The 18142-nt window shown below is 42.7% G+C and carries 14 protein-coding genes; 5 read left to right on the top strand and 9 right to left on the bottom strand.

Features of this window, described 5'->3' with window-relative positions:
- Positions 1-352 precede the first annotated feature (352 nt).
- A protein-coding gene (locus MTF66_RS02020; RefSeq protein ID WP_248526175.1) for an IS3 family transposase occupies positions 353-1524 on the top strand; the annotation gives its coding sequence in 2 pieces (ribosomal slippage) (positions 353-626 and positions 626-1524; 1173 coding nt in all).
- A gap of 624 nt (positions 1525-2148) precedes the next feature.
- Here the strand turns inward: MTF66_RS02020 and MTF66_RS02015 are convergent.
- From MTF66_RS02015 to MTF66_RS02000, 4 genes are read right to left on the bottom strand one after another with little or no spacing between them, the layout of a single operon-like run.
- Positions 2149-3342, bottom strand: a complete 1194-nt coding sequence (locus MTF66_RS02015; RefSeq protein ID WP_248526174.1) for an alkaline phosphatase family protein — start codon at positions 3340-3342, stop codon at positions 2149-2151.
- Between the two features lie 12 nt (positions 3343-3354).
- Entirely contained in the window at positions 3355-5112 is a 1758-nt protein-coding gene (locus tag MTF66_RS02010) for a hypothetical protein (RefSeq protein ID WP_248526173.1), read from the bottom strand.
- Positions 5113-5129: 17 nt separating this feature from the next.
- Positions 5130-7445: a PEGA domain-containing protein gene (locus MTF66_RS02005; protein WP_248526172.1), complete on the bottom strand. Its 2316-nt coding sequence runs from the start codon at positions 7443-7445 to the stop codon at positions 5130-5132.
- A 10-nt stretch (positions 7446-7455) separates the two neighbouring features.
- Complete coding sequence (locus tag MTF66_RS02000; protein ID WP_248526171.1) at positions 7456-8868, bottom strand: glycerophosphodiester phosphodiesterase family protein; 1413 nt, start codon at positions 8866-8868, stop codon at positions 7456-7458.
- A gap of 218 nt (positions 8869-9086) precedes the next feature.
- Here MTF66_RS02000 and dgt point away from each other — a divergent pair, with 218 nt between their 5' ends.
- A complete protein-coding gene (gene dgt, locus MTF66_RS01995) occupies positions 9087-10544 on the top strand; it encodes a dGTPase (protein ID WP_248526170.1) in 1458 nt (485 codons plus the stop codon).
- 109 nt (positions 10545-10653) lie between these two features.
- Entirely contained in the window at positions 10654-13062 is a 2409-nt protein-coding gene (locus MTF66_RS01990) for a hypothetical protein (protein ID WP_248526169.1), read from the top strand.
- Positions 13063-13505: 443 nt separating this feature from the next.
- Here the strand turns inward: MTF66_RS01990 and MTF66_RS01985 are convergent, their stop codons facing one another.
- Positions 13506-14198 carry a hypothetical protein gene (locus MTF66_RS01985; RefSeq protein WP_248526168.1) on the bottom strand — a complete coding sequence of 231 codons (693 nt, stop codon included), beginning with the start codon at positions 14196-14198 and terminating at the stop codon, positions 13506-13508.
- Positions 14199-14349: 151 nt separating this feature from the next.
- Positions 14350-15258 (bottom strand): LysR substrate-binding domain-containing protein, encoded by a 909-nt coding sequence (locus tag MTF66_RS01980; protein WP_248526167.1) that lies wholly within the window; start codon positions 15256-15258, stop codon positions 14350-14352.
- A 113-nt stretch (positions 15259-15371) separates the two neighbouring features.
- Here MTF66_RS01980 and MTF66_RS01975 point away from each other — a divergent pair, with 113 nt between their 5' ends.
- Complete coding sequence (locus MTF66_RS01975) at positions 15372-15677, top strand: hypothetical protein (RefSeq protein WP_248526166.1); 306 nt, start codon at positions 15372-15374, stop codon at positions 15675-15677.
- 203 nt (positions 15678-15880) lie between these two features.
- On the opposite strand, the gene MTF66_RS01970 is transcribed toward MTF66_RS01975, so the two are convergent.
- On the bottom strand, positions 15881-16162 hold the full coding sequence (locus MTF66_RS01970; RefSeq protein WP_248526165.1) for a putative quinol monooxygenase: 282 nt from the start codon (positions 16160-16162) through the stop codon (positions 15881-15883).
- Positions 16159-16380: a DUF2798 domain-containing protein gene (locus MTF66_RS01965; protein WP_248526164.1), complete on the bottom strand. Its 222-nt coding sequence runs from the start codon at positions 16378-16380 to the stop codon at positions 16159-16161. The genes MTF66_RS01970 and MTF66_RS01965 overlap by 4 nt, the downstream gene beginning before the upstream one ends.
- An 81-nt stretch (positions 16381-16461) precedes the next feature.
- On the opposite strand from MTF66_RS01965, the gene MTF66_RS01960 reads away from it, so the two are divergent.
- On the top strand, positions 16462-17316 hold the full coding sequence (locus tag MTF66_RS01960; RefSeq protein WP_248526163.1) for a LysR family transcriptional regulator: 855 nt from the start codon (positions 16462-16464) through the stop codon (positions 17314-17316).
- Between the two features lie 97 nt (positions 17317-17413).
- Here the strand turns inward: MTF66_RS01960 and MTF66_RS01955 are convergent, their stop codons facing one another.
- Positions 17414-18139: a hypothetical protein gene (locus MTF66_RS01955; protein ID WP_248526162.1), complete on the bottom strand. Its 726-nt coding sequence runs from the start codon at positions 18137-18139 to the stop codon at positions 17414-17416.
- Positions 18140-18142 lie beyond the last annotated feature (3 nt).

Raw genomic sequence — 18142 nt, 5'->3', positions numbered from 1 at the left:
TTAGCGAGTTTAAAGTGGAAATGTCGTAAGTTAGCGAGTTTAAAGTGGAAAGAGTAAAGTTAAGAGATACGAGATTCGAGGTGCGAGATACGAGGTAGCAGCGATTTTATATCGCGTCCTAGAGCCTAGTACCTAGCGCCCAGCTCCTAGAACCTAATCTCTTAATTCGTAGGCGTGAAACTTGTTTCGCGCGCCTGACTGACAACTCTTATTTAAATTTGATTCGGCACTAAAGTACCTCCTACAAGACCTCCTAAAAGGTTCAAATCGCTGAGAAGAGCACACGACCTAACCTATCCAACAGATCTGATCTGACTCCATAAAAGTAGACACCTTTTTGGAGTCAGTAATCATGAAAGTAAAACCATATCGTAAACATTCCCTCGAATTTAAAATAAAAGTTGTTCAAGAGTCGTTAGACACCACAGATACAGTTAAGATGGTCGCGAATAAATACGGAATTCATCCTGACATGCTATCAAGTTGGAGAAGTCATATGACCTCGAAGAAGAAAACAGCAAAGCCATTAAAGAACCAAGGCCCAGACAAGTCATACACAGATTTAGAACGCCAAATTCGCAAGCTTGAGAAGCAACTCGAAGGTGCTCAGTTGGAGAATGACGTTTTAAAAAAGGCGAAGGTCTACTTCGACAGCCTAAAAGAATAAGGTTCGAATATATCCACAAGGTCACAGATGCCAAACGTACAGTGAAGAAGTTGTGCAGTTGGTTATCTGTGTCGCCGGCTGGATACTATAAATGGTTAAAGCAATTACCTAGCACACGCCACAAAGAGAACAGTTCATTACTGAAATTTCTAAAGCATGTCAGCGACCAAGAGCACTGCATTCCTGGTTATAGGAAGCTCTGGGAGGCAGCGGTAGCGCATGGTTTTGATTGCAGTAAAGGGCGTGTGCAGAGACTATTACAAAGCGTTGGCTACCGTTCAAAGTCAGGTAAGAGACGCTATACAAGTCGCGCGAAGAAAGAAGGTACAATCAAAGCGAGTAATTTATTACGACGCCAGTTTAATGTTGAGACAGCAAATACCGTGTGGGTATCAGATATCACACAAGTACGCTGTAAAGATGGTTGGCAGTATTTATGCGTCGTTCTTGATTTGTATTCTCGTAAGGTTGTTGGCTGGGTAACAAGTCGGATAAACAACGCCGAGTTAGTTATTAAAACACTGAGAAAAGCATGGTCAGCACGCAAACCTGATGGTGCGAACTTGCTCTTTCATTCAGACCAAGGAGCTCAGTATGTCGCAAAGGAAACTGTGAAGTGGTTAACTAATAGAGGTGTCACAGTGAGTATGTCTAGAAAAGGCAACTGCTGGGATAACGCATGCTCAGAAAGCTTCTTCGCGCAGTATAAAAAGGAGTGGATAAAGAATTTAAATGAACTGAGTCGTAGTGAAATGACAACACAAACGTATTTTTATATTGAAAAATACTACAACTCAGTAAGAAGGCATGGCACCCTAGGGTATAAAAGTCCCATGCAGTACGAACAAGTTAATTAAACCCCGTGTCTACTTTATCGGGGTCAGATCACAGATCAATCGACTGACATCTAATATCTGACCTCTAACGACTTAAAACCAGCGATTTTACATCGCGTCCTAACGCCTAAAACCCAGCGCCCAGAACCTAATGTTTACCCCGTAGGACTGGCTTTAGCCGGGAATGGTTTGAGTAAGTGACGAGGAACGAGTTCGAGTTTGTAGCAGCGATTTTACATCGCGTTTGATTGATTGGTTTATTTTTCAAAATAAAAAGGTTTACATGGATTATGTTGGGTATCGCTCCGCTCGACCCAACCTACCCTAAAAATCCGCTACTTGTTTCGCGCGTCTGAAAGCTGAAGGCTGAAGGCTGACCGCTCTGATTTATATTTGATTCGGCACTAAAGTACCTCCTACAAGACCTCCTACAAGACCTCCTACAAGGCTTAAATCGCTGAGAAGAGCACACGACCTAATCAACCCCACTGATCGACTGACATCTAATATCTGACCTCTAACGACTAAAAGCCAGCGATTTTATATCGCGTCCTAGCGCCTAACTCCTAGCTCCTTTCCCCTTTCTAACTTTACTCTTTCCCCTAAAGCCTTTCCCCTAAAGCCTTTCCCCTCGCTAACTCACAACTACTCCTCAATCGCGGGCCATAAACTTTCACCGTCGCTGTCGATTGGGCTTAAAATCTCAAGGCCTAGTATTTTGGCGATCAGCGGGTACACATCTAAATTACTTACTTCGTCTAAACGAAGGCCTTGTTTAAAGGCGGGGCCGGTGGCGATAAAGGTAGCAGCCATATCTTCGCTGTAAGCGTAACCATGGGTGCCTAAATAACCGGCCATTTTACTGTCGGTAAACACCCGAGGCGCGTCGGTTTGTAAAATAATATCGCCAACGCGCGGGCCTTTATCGTAGTGATAATCACGCTTTTGCTGCTCGCTTAGCACGATATAGCGACCATCAGCGGCTTGAGCGAGCTTTTTACTAAATCCGCTGATGTCTGCTTTGCTATCTGGTTTTGCATAATATAAAACCCGAGGGCCGGTGTTTTGCACGATGAAGTTTTCGTCTTGCGGCAGGCTATCAATTTTAATGCTAAGGCTTGGATCTACAGAGGCCATACCGTGATCAGACACAATCACTAAGTTAATGTTTTCATCAAGCGCTCTTAAACGGTTCGATAAATCAGCCATTAAACTATCTAGCTTTTGCACTGCGTCATAAGTCTCTTTAGCATCAGGGCCAAACTCATGCCCCATGCTATCGACCAACGAAAAATAACTTATCACTAAACGTGGGCGCTGTGCTTTTGGTAAGCTCAACCACTGGATAATTTGATCAACACGCTTTTGGTAATCGCTATGTTTTGAATAATGATAAAAGTAATCAGGTAGCATGCCGTTAAAGCGCGCATCTGATTCAGGCCAAAAATAGGTGGCGGCTTTTAAGCCTTGCATTTGTGCAAGGTTCCAAAGCGGAATGCCATTTACCCAAGTGCTGTCGTCTTTCCCTTTACCCATTTTGTAACAGTCGTTACGCTCAGTATCACAAAAGCGGTTCTCGACAATGCCATGATTAACAGGCAATAAGCCGGTAATAATCGACAAATGATTCGGGAAAGTCTTGGTCGGATAAACAGGACGCATTTTGTTAGCTCTCACGCCCTGTTCACTGATTGCTTTTAAGTGCTTTGCATGGTGTTTTTCAATGTAATCCCAGCGAAATCCATCTATCGAAATAAGTACCACAGATTGCTCTTGCTCCGCTTTTACAAGAGAGCTGAACGCTAATAAACCCGCTAAAACCAATTGCCAAATACGCATGCGAAACCCTTTTTAGTTCAATTTGTTAATTTGCTCAGAAACTTTACCAAACTGTTTTGAAAATTTTGTGATCATGCTTTCAAGCTTTTTCACACTACGCTTTAAACGTGAGCCGTTTATTTGGCTATAAATAAAGCCCCAAACGCCTGTAACCACACTTAACACAATAAACACAGCAACTGGTAGGCCATCTAAGTGTTCAACCACTTGCGGATAATTATTGAGTAAATCAATACCAGCATCTGGTACAAGTGTATTTACTAATGGGTAAAAATCACGGGCATCAAAGTACCACGCTAGCCCTACTGACGTAAGACCAAGCAATACCATACGGTTAAAACCATGCACCATACCAAAGTTTCTGACTGAAGAATTGTTGTACTTAATGTCTTTACTCACATTAACCGCATACTCACGGTAATACTCAGAGTAACGCTTAGTATCAACACTGCTGTAGGCGTAATACACCCAATCACCAATATCAACAGAACCCAGTAAATCTTCACCCGCTTTAAAAATAAACGGTTCACCCGATGCGGTTTCGAGCATGATTTCACCTTTTAAGGTGGTGCTACGATTACGATATACCTCAACGCGCTCTTTAACATCACTACCAACATACATACCACCGCGATAAGTGGTTGTAGTTTCTGTCGTGGTCACTGTTTGGCGGCTTTCATTTGCATGTGCGCTTTGCTCTTTTTCTAATACTTTGCCAAGCACGGCACAATGACTAATGGTGCCTTTTTCGTTACGTGCCCAAACATTTTTATGCTCATAAGCGTTTTCATATGCAAGGCTATACTCATCCATAATGGCATACTCAAGCTGGGCAATACTGGTTGGTTTTGTTTTGCTTGGCTCTAACGCTTTTTGAATGCTAATGGCTTGCTCATCATCTTTTGCAAGTGATTGTTCTTTTTCAGCAATCGCTTCAACGTGTTGCTTAGCGCCACAGCAATAACAATGCGCAGCATCTTGGCTAATACGCTGCTGGCAAGAGATACAAATAACATCTGACTTACTTGGCGTTCTTGCAAGCATGTTATAACCCAATTGATTAAGGGTGGTCGATAGCATCACATCTGTTGCCGCTAAAATCGCATCATACTTTGCTTCTTGTTTGGCTTTGGCTTTTTTATGGTAGTTGTGCTCTGCCATAAATACACCAATAGCAACTGGCAATGACGCAAGTAGCGCAGGCAAAAACTCAAGCTTTGCAGCAAACAACATGATTAAGAATGTAATAACACTTAGCACCAGCCACAATATCGTTCCGCCAGTGTAGTTTCGGCTAATGGTTTTGTCCCAACTGCGATATTGTTGGTCGGCAAAATGCACAATTACAACTGGCATAAAGCGGTCATTTTTAACTACCCGCCTAGCATTGCCATCAGCAATGCGATAATTAAGCGTTAACGGTGTTTCCTGAAAAGCGGTGATCACATTCCCCTTTTGTAGGTTAGCAATCACATCTTTTTCAGCATCAACACTAAATTCATGAATAATGCCGTCTTTGTCTTCAACTTCTAGCCACCAATAACCGTATAGCATGTTGTCGTTATTGGTTTTATAACGACGCTTATAGTAATACATCGACTTCACAACACCTGTGATCGTACTCGCTTGTGGCGCATAATTTTTTACATCAACCAGCAAGTCAGGACTGAGTTCTTCAACCGTGTGCATTTGTCTTTTTTGCTCAAGAGCTTCTCCACAATCACAACAGTGAAGATCGGTGGCATACACCGTAGTTTGGCAATGTTGCATTTTCATTCCTTGCTTAATTAATTGCTTAAATCAATGGTTAATGTTTGTTCGCCAGCATCTACTTGGTGCCAACGTCGATACGTTTTATATCCAGGCGCCGACACTTGAATATCATAAGCGCCAGTTTTTAAAGTCATGCCTGGGCGGTATTTAGGGCCTATATTCATAATGCGAATAGTGGCGTTCGCCGGGTTTGTAGTAATGGTAAGTTTAGTTTTTTGCTCAACCAGATATTGTCTACGCTGTTGCTGCTCAGCACTTAAACTGGCATCGCCGTGGCGCAAAATATCAACCTTGGCTAAAGCATGGCTCAGCGGGCTAAAGTTCTCGTAAATATGCAGTTTTTCCTCAAACTTTAACCCTAAAGGATGCAGCAGAGGCTGGGCATGCAAAGTCCAACGAATAGCATAGCTAAACACCGGATTGCTCGACTCATCGACCTTGTCTAAAAAGTAGTTAACCGGGCTTTGATCGTCTTCGGTAAAGGTGTTATGCACAAACATTACTGGCACTATCAAAATCAGCGCAGGCATAATCAGCTTTTGCAAAACAGATACAGCAGTGGTTGGTTGCTTTTCTTGCTTAGGTTTAACCAGTTGCCACAGTTTTAACGGCAGCTTGCTAAAGGTTAAGCAAATCAAAAACAGTGATAACGACATCGAAATAGGCGGAATAATCACCGAACGCAATGCTTGCTTACCGTACTCAGCATACTCGCCACCATCAGCAAATTTACCTTCTGAGCTATTAAGCATGGCTAGGTATTTGTCGGTCCGTTTTGCAATGTTTGGATCAAGCACCTTGTCTTTAAAGTTCTTTTTATTCCAATCGGAACGAATGTTTTTTACGTATAAATCACCCATTCTGTCTGCAATTTTTGCTTGAATTTGTGGGTGTAGCTGAAACGCAACCCAGCTTAAGTTTGGCTTTAAACTCATGCCGCGTTTACGCATTTCGCTTTGCCATTGTGCATTAGCTTCACTTGTAACCTTATTGGCAACAGCATTAGCAAATGCTTGGCGTTGATTCACATTCCAGTTGCTTTCAAGCTGTAACCCTTTGCTGGCAAAATGTGATCTAAGCTTCTTTTGTGTTGTTTCGTGAGCACGAAACGCCATTAAGTTTTCGATTGTAAATGGGTAGCCCGTTTCACTCACAAACATCTTATGAAAATTTGGATGTTGTAAAAAACGCAGCTGGTAATGATCTGGGTCATCGGTGTATTTGTAGCGCTTGTCTTTAAAGCCGCCATCACCACCGGTTGCTAAACTAGCAGCTTGTAATGCGGTATAAACACCACCAGTGAGTACTCCCATTAAAATAGTGCCTGCGGCATTTTCAGCAACCGAAACATCTTCTTCAATAAGCCAGTAATCAGGCTCAATGTAGCCAATACCGGCTTTTAAAATATTGCTTCGGTAGTCTGCTACTTCGCGTTCATAACAACGATTTCGGCGGTCTTTTTCGCTGCTTTTGTCATAACGCTCACGGCATTTTGCAATGCTGTGGTGGTAATCATAAATCTTCGGGCCATACTTTTGTGCGCGTGCTGACGCTTTTGCAATATGGGCTTTTTGCGCTTGTTGGTATTTGCTCCAGCCACTATTGATCTCTTGTTCAACTTGCTGCCAATAACCTTGCTCGCGCTCGCCTATACTTGCCAAAGTGCTGTTGTACTTTTTACTGCCATCAGCATAGGCTTTGTATTTAACCACCAGCTCATCATATAACTGGCTGTAGTTTTTATAATGTTTATCAAAATCTTGATACGCTTTTTTCTGTACAAACGCAGCAATAATCTTACGCTTATCTTGCTCTAGGTTGTCTGAAAGCGCGGCATCGCTATACAGTAAGCCACCAAATAGCGCCAAAAAGGTCAGGTTTTCTGAGCTATGTAATTGCTCAGGGTTGTAATCAAGGTCATTCACTTTAATTGAGTTAATCGCTAGCGCATCTCTAAGTGCAGCACTGTAGGTAGCAAACTGACGCTGCTCTGCGGTTGAAGGCTCAATTAAGGTTTTTTCAATGGCATATTTTTGGCCAAAAAACACCACCGGCCAAACTAAACACAATAAAGCGATAAACGAGATAATCCCACGGCCTACTTTGGCAACCATGGCTTTAGGTAGAAAGTCAGCTAACAGCAGCGCAACACCCACCCCAGATACAGCTCGGCCATAAATTTCGAGGTGTTCAAGGTCTTCTGCCGAAGGGGTACCTAAACCGACTAAAGAGACTAACTGGGCATTAAAAATTGCCTCGGGTAATAAATATAAAGTAGCTAAAACAAGTAGCAAACAGCGCCACCAAAACGGCTTTATTAAATCAGTCATAGTTTTATTCTTATTGTTTTTTACGCAGTTCTAGTTCAACAGCAGGATCTGTTTCTAGGCTAAAATCTTCATCGGCTTGGCGAGTCCCTATTTCTAAATTAGGCGCTGAAGGAGTCGATGTTACTTTGGGAATATAAGTTTGTGCTTGAGTTGATTTAAGCGTGCCGCCCACCGCTGGGTAAAGCTGATTACCTTTATAAGCATACAGCTCATCAAGGCGCTCTAAATCAAGGTCAGCAGGCATGCTAGCAATTAACTTAGCGTCTGCTTCATCGCTAAAATACGGCTGCATTTTTGGTAATTCAAACACAGAACAAAAGCCATAAACGGTATCGTCCATAATCACAGAGTCAGGGCGCAGAGAACGCGACTGCGCTAATAGGCTGCGCTCATGGTAGTCGTGGCCGTTAATAGAATAAGTGGCAATCATAATACCGCGTGCTTTAGCAACCGGCTTTAAGCGTGCTGCACTTTGCTTGTAATGACGAATATCAAGTACATAGCCAAAGTTACGTTTTAGCTGCTTTGCTAATTTATCAAGCTTAACTGGGCTGTCGTAACGTTTTTCACGATGATAGCGATTACCAAGTGCTTGTAAGCTCTCAAGCTCTTCTTTGTTGCGCTCGTAAATTGGGTCGCTACCAGCGCCGCGTTTTAGGTCACTTGCTAACTTATTCATCGAGGCTTTTGCTGGTGACTGAATAAATGCCAAGTAAATATCTGGGTTAATATCGCGCATACGAGTCAGGTTGCGCATTTCTAAACTGCTGAAAAAGTAGTTACCACCGCCAACAAATTCATATGCTAAATAATCAAGCATTTTTAAATCGTTAACTGAGGCCTTTGATTTTATTTCAATATTCAGTTTTTGATGAGGCTTACGGTAGCGCGCAAATGTGGCAGCAAGCTCTCTAAATGAAGGTGGCATATCATCGGTAAGTAACCCGGTATCTTGGTTACGATGACGTAAATAGCCCCACTCTTTTTTATAGCTCATAGACTCAATTTTGCGGCGCTTATTGTCAACTGTGCCTGTTTCGCGACCTGTACGGGCATCATGATGTACAACCCACACATCGTCACGAGTAATTCGCACATCAATCTCAACAACATCAAAATTGTTGTCGATGGCATCTATTACCGCGTTAAGTGAGTTTTCTGCATAACGAATTGAGCCACGGTGGCTTTGCAAATTAAAGTTACTGCATTGCCTAGCAGAGGCGTAGTTGATATTACCAAGTTGGCTTTCATAAAACCCTCGCGCATACAGTGCACCCTGCTTGGCCTTAATGGCATTTTTTTCGGCCACCGTTAAGGTGCTTTCAGCGCTTGGCTCTGGGGTGCTCTTACAAGCCGTTAAACCAATACAACACAGAAGAATACTGGCTAGGAGCCATGGTTTTTGAGACAGAGTTTGCATCATTGCTTTATAGCCAAAAGGCTTTCCTTTCTAATACAAGATAATGAAGAAGTGCGTAAAACTGAATAATATATGAATAAAGGCCACGATTTAAAGTAATAACTTTAATAAAAATGAATATTTTAATTTAAGATACAAGCTGTTAGATTTAATTTAATAAATGGCAAAATGTTGCTAACAAAACGCAAAAGCCCGATTTTACCGCTTTGTGGGAATATAAAATGATCGATTTTGGTAAAAAAATTACTCCAGCGCGCGAAATGCGTTCTACCAATAATTTACACACTGCGCTTGAAAGTGATCGGGGCCGCATTATTAACAGTGCTGCAATTCGCCGTTTACAGCAAAAAACCCAAGTTTTTCCACTCGAGCGTAATGCTGCAGTACGCTCAAGGCTGACCCATTCGCTTGAAGTACAACAAGTGGGCCGGTTTATTGTGCAAACCATTTTTAATAAGCTTAGTGATGCCAAACAAAAAGAATATGGCCTAGCTGGGCTTGAGCGTCCGCTAGAAAGCCTAGTAGAAATGGCGTGCCTAATGCACGACATAGGCAACCCACCGTTTGGTCACTTTGGCGAAGCAGCCATCAACCAATGGTTTGATAAACACTTAGATTCACTAACCCCTGAGCGCTGTAAAGGCATTGGAATTAGTGTGATCTTTAAACACCTAGCCCAAGATATAAAAAGCTTTGAAGGTAATGCCCAAGGTATTCGCATAATTCATTCATTACTTTCTCTAAACTTAACCTACAGCCAAAGTGCCGGCATTTTAAAATATACACGCCCGGCCAGCATGGCGAAAATAGACAGCCCGCAAGATAAAAACTACTTAATGAAAAAAGTGGGTTACTACTTCAGCGAAAAGCCGTTTATTGAAGCACTACAAACTGAACTAGAAATTGAGCAATACTGCCGTCATCCTGCTAGCTACATTATGGAAGCAGCTGACGATATATCGTATTGTTTGGCCGATATTGAAGATGCCGTAGAAAAAGGCATTATTAGTGTTGAGTCGCTTTGCGAAAAGCTAAAAGAGCAATACACCCGCACACTCACAAACCTAACCATAGACGATACCAAACACAGCGACTTTGCCGAAAAAGCCATTGATTATGCGTTAAGTAAAGCACAAGAGCAGCCGTACAATTTTAACAGCGAATTTTTTATCTACCTGCGCGTGACCTTGCTACACCCATTAGTAAGCTACGCAGCAGAGCGGTTTATTAATAATATTGAAGCCATTTACCACGGTGATTTTAATCAGGCTTTATTAGAAGATCGAAGTCACTTGCATGCCGTCACGCTCACCTTAAAACAAGTGGCATTAAAGCATGTATTTTGCCACAAAGAAGTAGAGCGTTTAGAGCTACAGGGTTACCGTATAATTAGCGGTTTACTTGACTGCTATAAACCTTTACTAGCCCTTGATGCTGATGCTTTTAAACGTGTTTTAAAAGGCGACCAAAACTACTTAATTGAAACTCGTCTGGTTAAAAAACTATCTAATAAACATTTAAATAGCTACCAAAAAGCCATTGATGCCTTAAAAGCCGAACCGGATCATTTTGCCGCCTACGAGTTTTATTATCGCTGCCGCTTAATTCAAGATTACATAAGCGGAATGACCGACCAATTTGCTTACGACGAATACCGTGCGCTCATGGTAATTGATTAACCACTACAAATACGCTTAATTTGTTAACCAAATGTGGATAAATTACTCGTCTCAGCTTAGAATTAATTAACTGTTAGGTCATCGACTAAACCTTACTGGTCTGGAACTTATGCCAATTATAAAAACAACTTTTCTCTTATTACTCCTAAGCTTAAGCTTTACGAGTAAAGCGCAGTACAACGAAGCCATGTGTATTTTGTTAAAACAGCAAATGCATGAGTATCGCTTTAACACCAGCAATAAAAACTATCGCTCAGCTGCCAGAAACTATGAGAAAAACTGCAAAAATCCAACGCCAGTAAACAATGCAGCTGCTTTCGAAAAACTAGAGCAACAAACCAAAGAAACAGCCCCAGTTAATTCAACTGCAGCGGCTAACCCTAGGGTGCACTCAGGCGCTATTCAAGCTGAACCTGAAGAAACTACGGCACCTATTGCAGAGCAAACCGTTGAGCCTATCGAACAGCAAATGCCAGCAATTGAGCCAGAAGTTCAAGAACCAGAGCCAACAGAGCAAACAAATGCCTCTGCAGAACAAACCGAAATACCAGCAAAAGTTGACCGTATTACGATTTCTGATGCTCCTGAAGAACCTATAGTAGAATCAACTACTAGCCCTGCTATTCAAGATCAAGCCGCTGAAGTTAAAACCCAAAGTGCTGAGACTGCAACTGCTGAAAAACCAGCTGAACCTGAAGTAAAAGCAGAACCGGCACCAAAACCTGCGCCAACACCTGCACCTATGCCAGAACCTATTCCTGCAAACAGCGATAGCTCTTCAAGCTCATTATTAATGCCAAGCTTAATTGTGTTGTTGGTATTACTTGTTGCAGGTTTAGTGATTGTGCGTATTCGTCAAAGCAAAAAAGCAGACGCCGATTCAGAACTTGAACAAAGCCTAATGCAAGCTAAAGCCCTTAAAGCAGCTGCAGAAGCACAAGCAGCTGCTGAAAAAGAAGCTGAGGAACTCAAAGAAGCAACAGCCGCAGTGCTGGCTGAAGAACAAGAGCACCCTCATGAAGACAGCTACCCGCTTGCCAACGATACATTTACTGCAACCGAAACTGACAATAATGACGAGCTTTCTGAGCTTATGCACTTTAGTGCTCAGCGTGATAAAGAAGAGCAAGAGTCTGAAACTTCACCTGAACAGCCACCAGCAGAAGACTTTGCTGATGCCCATCAATTCGAAGATCTTGAACTTGGTTACGACGAGAAAAACGTAAATGACGCTGATGACGACTTTTTGGATGAGCAGCGCGGCCTAGAGCAAGAACTAAAATTAGCAAACCTAGAAGGTTCATCGTATAACCTCAACGAGGAAGCTGAGCCGCAAGCTGATGACGTTCAGCAAGACGAGCCTGAAACACAACCGGAATCAGAAGAACCGAGTTATACCGCTTCGTCATCATTTGGCTTTGACGAGTACACAACCCAAGAGCCTATTGAAGATGAGCCTCTTACACCTGAGCCATTTGCAGATACTGATAACAATGAACCAGAGAAGCCAGAATTAGAAGAGCCAAGCTTTACGAGTTCGTCATCGTTTGGCTTTGATGAATACTCAACTAAAGAGCCGGTTGCCGACGATGAACCCGTGTTAGCCGAGATAGAAGAACTCGAAAAGCCGGAAATCGATGAACTAGAGAAGCCAGAAATTGAAGAACCAAGCTTTACGAGTTCGTCATCGTTTGGCTTTGATGAATACTCAACTAAAGAGCCTATTGCCGACAATGAGCCAGTATTAGCTGAGATTGAAGAACTCGAAAAGCCGGAAATCGATGAGCTTGAAAAACCAGAAATTGAAGAACCAAGCTTTACGAGTTCGTCATCGTTTGGTTTTGATGAATACTCAACTAAAGAGCCGATTGCCGACGATGAACCAGTGTTAGCCGAGATAGAAGAACTCGAAAAGCCGGAAATCGATGAGCTAGAGAAACCAGAAATCGAAGAGCCAAGCTTTACAAGTTCGTCATCGTTTGGCTTTGATGAATACTCTACAAAAGAGCCGATTGCCGACGATGAACCGTCTAAAGATGAAGTGCCTGAATATGACTTATCGTCATTGATGGGTGATGATTTATCGTTTGCTGATCATTTTAATGAAGATGAGCACACAGTCACTGCGCCAAACCCAGCAGAAGAACACGACGACATTAACGATGATGATTTAGCTAAAGCCTTACAAGCACTTGAACAAGAACTACAAGATGAACCAGCTTCCGTTTATGTAGAAGAGCCATCACAGCCAGCGGTAGAAACTGTTGATTTGTCTGACGAACTGAGTAACGACGATAAGCTTGAAGAAACGCCTGAAGAAAAAAGTGAAAAAGCCGACAAAGAGCCAGAGCAACAAGACGATAAGCCGTATAATCCATTTGCGAACCTATCGCTTGATCCAACCTGGGACCCAAATTCAGACGAAAAGCCTGTGATAGAAAGCAAAAACAAACAGCCAAAATCACAAGCGTTAATTGACGCAGAAGAACGCGCCAAACAGTTTAAAACGGATGAGTGATTAAGTAACGAGGTACGAGTTTCGAGGGGAAAGGTACGAGTTTCGATATTTGAGATGCGAGGTTCGAGATGCGAGGTTCGAGGTGCGAGTTTCGAGGAATGAGTTGCGAGATGCGAGTCTGTAGCAGCGATTTTACATCGCGTTCTAACGCCTAAAACCCAGCGCCTATTTTCCCCCGTAGGCGTGAAACTTGTTTCGCGCGTCTAAATGAAAAGGTTTACATGGATTATGTTGGGTATCGCTCCGCTCGACCCAACCTACCCTAAAAATGAGCAGTTCAAATGCAGAGAAGAACGCACGACCTAACCAACCCCACTGTTCGACTGACATCTAACATCTGACCTCTAACGACTAAATCAGCGATTTTACATCGCGTCCTAACGCCTAAAACCCAGCGCCTAGCTCCTTTCCCCTTGCTAACTTTCCCCTCGCTAACTAAATGCTCACTTCACCACTGACCGTGGGCGCATTAACCAATGAAAAATAAATATCAAACCAAAGAACACCGATACGGCTAAAGCACACAACACAATGATGTTGGTTGGTAAAAACGAATCTGTGCTGTAGCTGTAGCGCTTTAATTCTTGCTCGGCGCTTAACTTAGCTCGTTCGGCTTTGCTAGGTAAAACAAACTCATGAAACGAATCTGTTGGTTTTGCTTCTGTACGGGCAAGTTGCGCACTTTTTTGTTGCCATAACATATCAAATTGCTGAAACTGAATTTGCTTATTTTCAAGACACGACTCAAGGTTTTGCAACTGTAACGAGCGAGCAGCACAACGTGGCGGCATAACATAAAAGCGGTCCCAAGCTGCTTGTTTGCTGATGTAGGCTTGCTCTGTTAATGGCTTTGCCAAGGTGTTTTCAAGCTCAGTAATATCAGGGTTATACAAAGACGACTTTAGCTCAGCAATTTGCTCTTCACTAAAGCAAGTTTCAGATATTCGTGCCGACAAGCTTTGAATGCGCTGCTTATAGGCTTCAATTTTGTCGAGAAGATTGGTTTTACGCAGGGCTATTTGTAGCTCTATACGTTCGGCTTGCATGCTTTGACATGCATCTGAAGGAGCGCTTTGCTGCGCCCAAGCAAAAGCGGGCAACAACAAGGCTGTTGTCATTAAAATCCGTTTAATCATTAATTTACGTCACTGTAAAGGTTAGGGGTACAGATTATCAGTTTCTAATAAAACTGCAACAAATCTGCGGCAAATTCATCTAAAAGAATGACAAATTACCTGCCTAACAATTTTACATAGCGAACGAGCAATAATCATGAAGGGCTTAAGGTTAATTATTTCCACTATCAAACTGCTGATCATCCATAGCAAACTGCTCAAGTAACCAAGCTTTAAACAGCTGTACTTTTGGCCATTTAAAATGATCGGTAGGCGCTGCAAGGTAATACTTAAATTGGCAGTGATATTCAAAGCTTGGATAAATCTCTAGCTGACCAAGTTGCAGTTGAGTTTCGATTAACCGCCGCCTTACCAATGCAATACCTTGCCCTGCTAACGTGGCTTGAATAACCAAAGCTGCGTTATCAATTTCAAGTGCAGGTAGTGCATCAGGGCTTACTGCTAATTGCTGAGCCAGAGTTGACCAACCGCGCTCAGCATCAGGGCACACATCTTTAATTAGTTTTTGTGCCAACACCTGCGGTTTAAGGGGTTTATTAACATCAATAGCGCCGGGTTTATAAGCCAAAAATAGGCTGTCATCACTGATAAGCTCACTGTGCAAACCTGGGTAGCTACCTTGCCCATATCGAATACCTAAATCAACCTGCCCTGCTGAAAAATCAGCAAGTTGATCGCTCGGTTCAATACGCACTTTGATATTGGGGTATTTGCTTTGAAAATCACTAATACGGCCCAGTAACCAACCACTGGCGAACGAAGGCAGCACAGTTAAGTTTAACGTATTTGGGTGGCTATCCTGGCTAACAGCCTGCACGCCTGCTTGCAAATGACTAAACCCCTTAAGTACATGGGGTAATAGCTGTTCGCCTTGGCGGGTCAGCTCAACATAACGGGTATGACGAGTAAATAAGCTGCAATCAAGCTGTTGTTCTAACAAGCGAATTTGTTGGCTAACCGCAGCTTGGCTAACAAACAATTGCTCTGCCGCAAGCTTAAAACTACCTAACTCTGCCGCGTGCTTAAAATACCAAAGGCTTTTTAATGGAGGTAACTGCATACGCACTTATAGTTAATTAAAACTTAAGCATAGGTAATTTTTAATCGTTTGTCAGTAGGAGTAACACGAGTAATACTCATATTGCCAACCGCGACAAGACAAGGACAACCACCATGAAATACTTACTTATTTTATTACTTTTATTTGCTACAAGTTTTAGTTATGCCAACCAATCAGTAATTACTCAGCTTGATACCGATGAAGGCTATCCTTATAAAAACTTAATTAAAAAAGTAGAACGAGTAGAAATTCGATATGTAGAAAACAGCCATTCTGTGACCTGTAAAGTCAATGTGCAAACACTGCATAACCAATACATGGGCAAAGAACAAACAGTCTCAGCCAAGCTATTTGCAAAACGCCCAATGGCCGCATGTTTAACCCGCGAAAAAGCCAAACAAATCCTGCATATGCTGTAACCATTTCAACCTTGTAAACTAGGCTACGAATAGCAGTACTTCCCCAGTAGCCTAGTTTTTTTCGGCACTAAAGTACCTCCTACAATACCTCCTACAAGGTTGTCATTGCAGAGAAGAACTATTGATCTGAACAACCCCACAGATCGACCTCCCCTAGTCCCTAGAGCCTAGCTCCTTTCCCCTCGCATCTCGCTAACTTTTTCTCAACACACCTCCACCTTCTCTACCTCAACAGGCTCTGCCAAGGCATTTTCATAAAACACGAACACAGCTTTGGTATAAGGCTGAGCATAATGGTCATCAAGGGCGGCTTGCGATTCAAACTGCTCAACTAAAAACAAACAACGCTGCTCTTTACTCGCAAATAGCTCAAAACGATTACAACCAGGCTCTGCACGAGTAGCTGCTAAAATGCCCTGTAAACGCCCTTTACAGTCGTCAAATAATGCAGCCTTTGGGGTAATTTTTGCCACGATATTAATCATACTGACTCCTTACTATATAACTTTAAAACCAATGCCCGAATAGGCGGGGCAACCGTAAAAGCCACCACAAACGCAGCAGGCCAGGCAATAGCAAACGCCTTCATCCAACTTAGAAAAAATGTATCGCTCAGTCCTAAGTTGACATAAGTGACCCACGCCGAAAGTAAAAACGACATTAAAAACGAAAATACCGCAGTAAAAGTAAAATGAATTTTCATATGTCCTCCTTGGCGTTACTATATTTGCACAGGCCAAGTGGCAACAGTCACGAAAATGCAAACTAAGATTGAGGGAGTCGTATGCTGGATGATCTGCATTTATTTATTGAAATAGCGCGCCGTAAAAGCATGAGCCAAACAGCAAAAGATTTAGGACTGAACCTATCGACCCTATCAAGGCGCATTCAGGCATTAGAAGAAAAACTCACCGAGCCATTACTGCAACGCACCGCCCGAGGCATTGTGTTAACCGCCAAAGGCGAATCACTGTATAACGAATTAGGCGAGCAAGTGCTTGCTCTTAACAGCCAGCTTGAGCAATTAAATGACTCGCCCGCTGCAAAAGAGTTTTACCTTTTGTGCCCACAAAACATCATTGCGGGCCCACTGATGGGTGCAGTTAATCAGTTTGCGATGGCAAACCCTGCGCTAAACCTCCACATTTACCCAAGTAATGCCAACAGCCAACTAAGCCAAAAACGTTTTGACTTAGCCATTCGCATCGGCGAACAACAAGACTCAAGCTATTTTCAAAAGCGCCTAGGCATGATCGCAATAAAGCTGATTAAAAAGAAAGATGCCCCAACATCAAGGCTGATACTGCCATATTCAGAGTCACAACTACCCAGCGGTTTGCTAAATAAATTAAAAACCGAGTATGAACACATAAGTTTTTGTTTTGATATTACAATCGCCAGAAAAATGGTTGAGGCAGGCTATGGCATTGGCTTACTACCCATGAGCGAAATTTGCTGTATAGACGACACCAGCAACTTTAGTTATATAGAATCACCCCACAACATTCCCGCAAGGCCAATTTACGCCCTCTGGCCACATTCACGCACACCATCAGCGAATGCCCTGTTGTTGATAGAACAACTCCAAACCTGTATTGCAGACTCACCGAGTTTACAAGGAGAGGTGTTGGTGCTTTAGTTGCGAGATGCGAGTTGCGAGTTGCGAGTTGCGAGTTGCGAGTTGCGAGTTGCGAGTTGCGAGGCATTGTAGGTCGGGCTTTAGCCCGTCTAATAACTCAATCTTTGAACCAACGATAAAGACCAAACACAAACAACATGGCCGCAATGCCAGCCAAGGCTAATTGCCAAATTTTAAGGTCATTCAACTTTGTCAATTGCAGACCAACACTCTCATCTAAAGGCGGCGAAGCTTGCTGAATTGGTGGCTCGGTTATCGGGCTCTTTATTGCAACTTTGCTTGTGGCTTTGTTTGTATTTATTTCTGTAATGGTTGGCTTTACTGTAATAACTACATCTTTATATTCTGACTTTTGTTTACCCCTCCAAGCCGATTCAAATAGCGCCTTTTGCTCAGCTTTATTTTCGCTACACCATACAAAATCAGCTTGCTGAATATTCTTCGCTCTACAGCGATCAGGTAATCGATAAAATTGCCCCCAAGCATGGCGCTTTTTATCGTCATTATATGAATTTGAATACACCGTAGAGTTATGTACTTTGGTGTTTAATAGTGCGGTAGGGTTCGAGCGATACGTATAATTACCGCCATTACCAGAACTTCTTTTTGGGTGTTTGCAGTGTCTCGCAAGCAGCGTAAAAAGCTCATCTAAACGCTGATTCCACCGTTCACCTTGCCTAGCCGTGTAGCTACGATTCATTCTTTTACGAATGCCCTCGCGCTCAGCCTCAATACTATCGCAGCGACTTTTTGAATATTGCTCTTCAGCAACCGTGTTGAAACTCACAAACAAAGTAGCGAGTAATAAAATCCATTTATTCATAAC

Source organism: Pseudoalteromonas sp. 2CM39R (assembly GCF_023161845.1).
This window is presented reverse-complemented; position numbering and strand designations above follow the sequence as displayed.

What these genes read in the sequence shown, in the direction of transcription:
- MTF66_RS02015 (WP_248526174.1), bottom strand. Translation starts at nt 3,342, where the DNA reads ATGCGTATTTGGCAATTGGTTTTAGCGGGTTTATTAGCGTTCAGCTCT.
- MTF66_RS02010 (WP_248526173.1), bottom strand. Translation starts at nt 5,112, where the DNA reads ATGCAACATTGCCAAACTACGGTGTATGCCACCGATCTTCACTGTTGT.
- MTF66_RS02005 (WP_248526172.1), bottom strand. Translation starts at nt 7,445, where the DNA reads ATGACTGATTTAATAAAGCCGTTTTGGTGGCGCTGTTTGCTACTTGTT.
- MTF66_RS02000 (WP_248526171.1), bottom strand. Translation starts at nt 8,868, where the DNA reads ATGATGCAAACTCTGTCTCAAAAACCATGGCTCCTAGCCAGTATTCTT.
- dgt (WP_248526170.1), top strand. Translation starts at nt 9,087, where the DNA reads ATGATCGATTTTGGTAAAAAAATTACTCCAGCGCGCGAAATGCGTTCT.
- MTF66_RS01990 (WP_248526169.1), top strand. Translation starts at nt 10,654, where the DNA reads ATGCCAATTATAAAAACAACTTTTCTCTTATTACTCCTAAGCTTAAGC.
- MTF66_RS01985 (WP_248526168.1), bottom strand. Translation starts at nt 14,198, where the DNA reads ATGATTAAACGGATTTTAATGACAACAGCCTTGTTGTTGCCCGCTTTT.
- MTF66_RS01980 (WP_248526167.1), bottom strand. Translation starts at nt 15,258, where the DNA reads ATGCAGTTACCTCCATTAAAAAGCCTTTGGTATTTTAAGCACGCGGCA.
- MTF66_RS01975 (WP_248526166.1), top strand. Translation starts at nt 15,372, where the DNA reads ATGAAATACTTACTTATTTTATTACTTTTATTTGCTACAAGTTTTAGT.
- MTF66_RS01970 (WP_248526165.1), bottom strand. Translation starts at nt 16,162, where the DNA reads ATGATTAATATCGTGGCAAAAATTACCCCAAAGGCTGCATTATTTGAC.
- MTF66_RS01965 (WP_248526164.1), bottom strand. Translation starts at nt 16,380, where the DNA reads ATGAAAATTCATTTTACTTTTACTGCGGTATTTTCGTTTTTAATGTCG.
- MTF66_RS01960 (WP_248526163.1), top strand. Translation starts at nt 16,462, where the DNA reads ATGCTGGATGATCTGCATTTATTTATTGAAATAGCGCGCCGTAAAAGC.
- MTF66_RS01955 (WP_248526162.1), bottom strand. Translation starts at nt 18,139, where the DNA reads ATGAATAAATGGATTTTATTACTCGCTACTTTGTTTGTGAGTTTCAAC.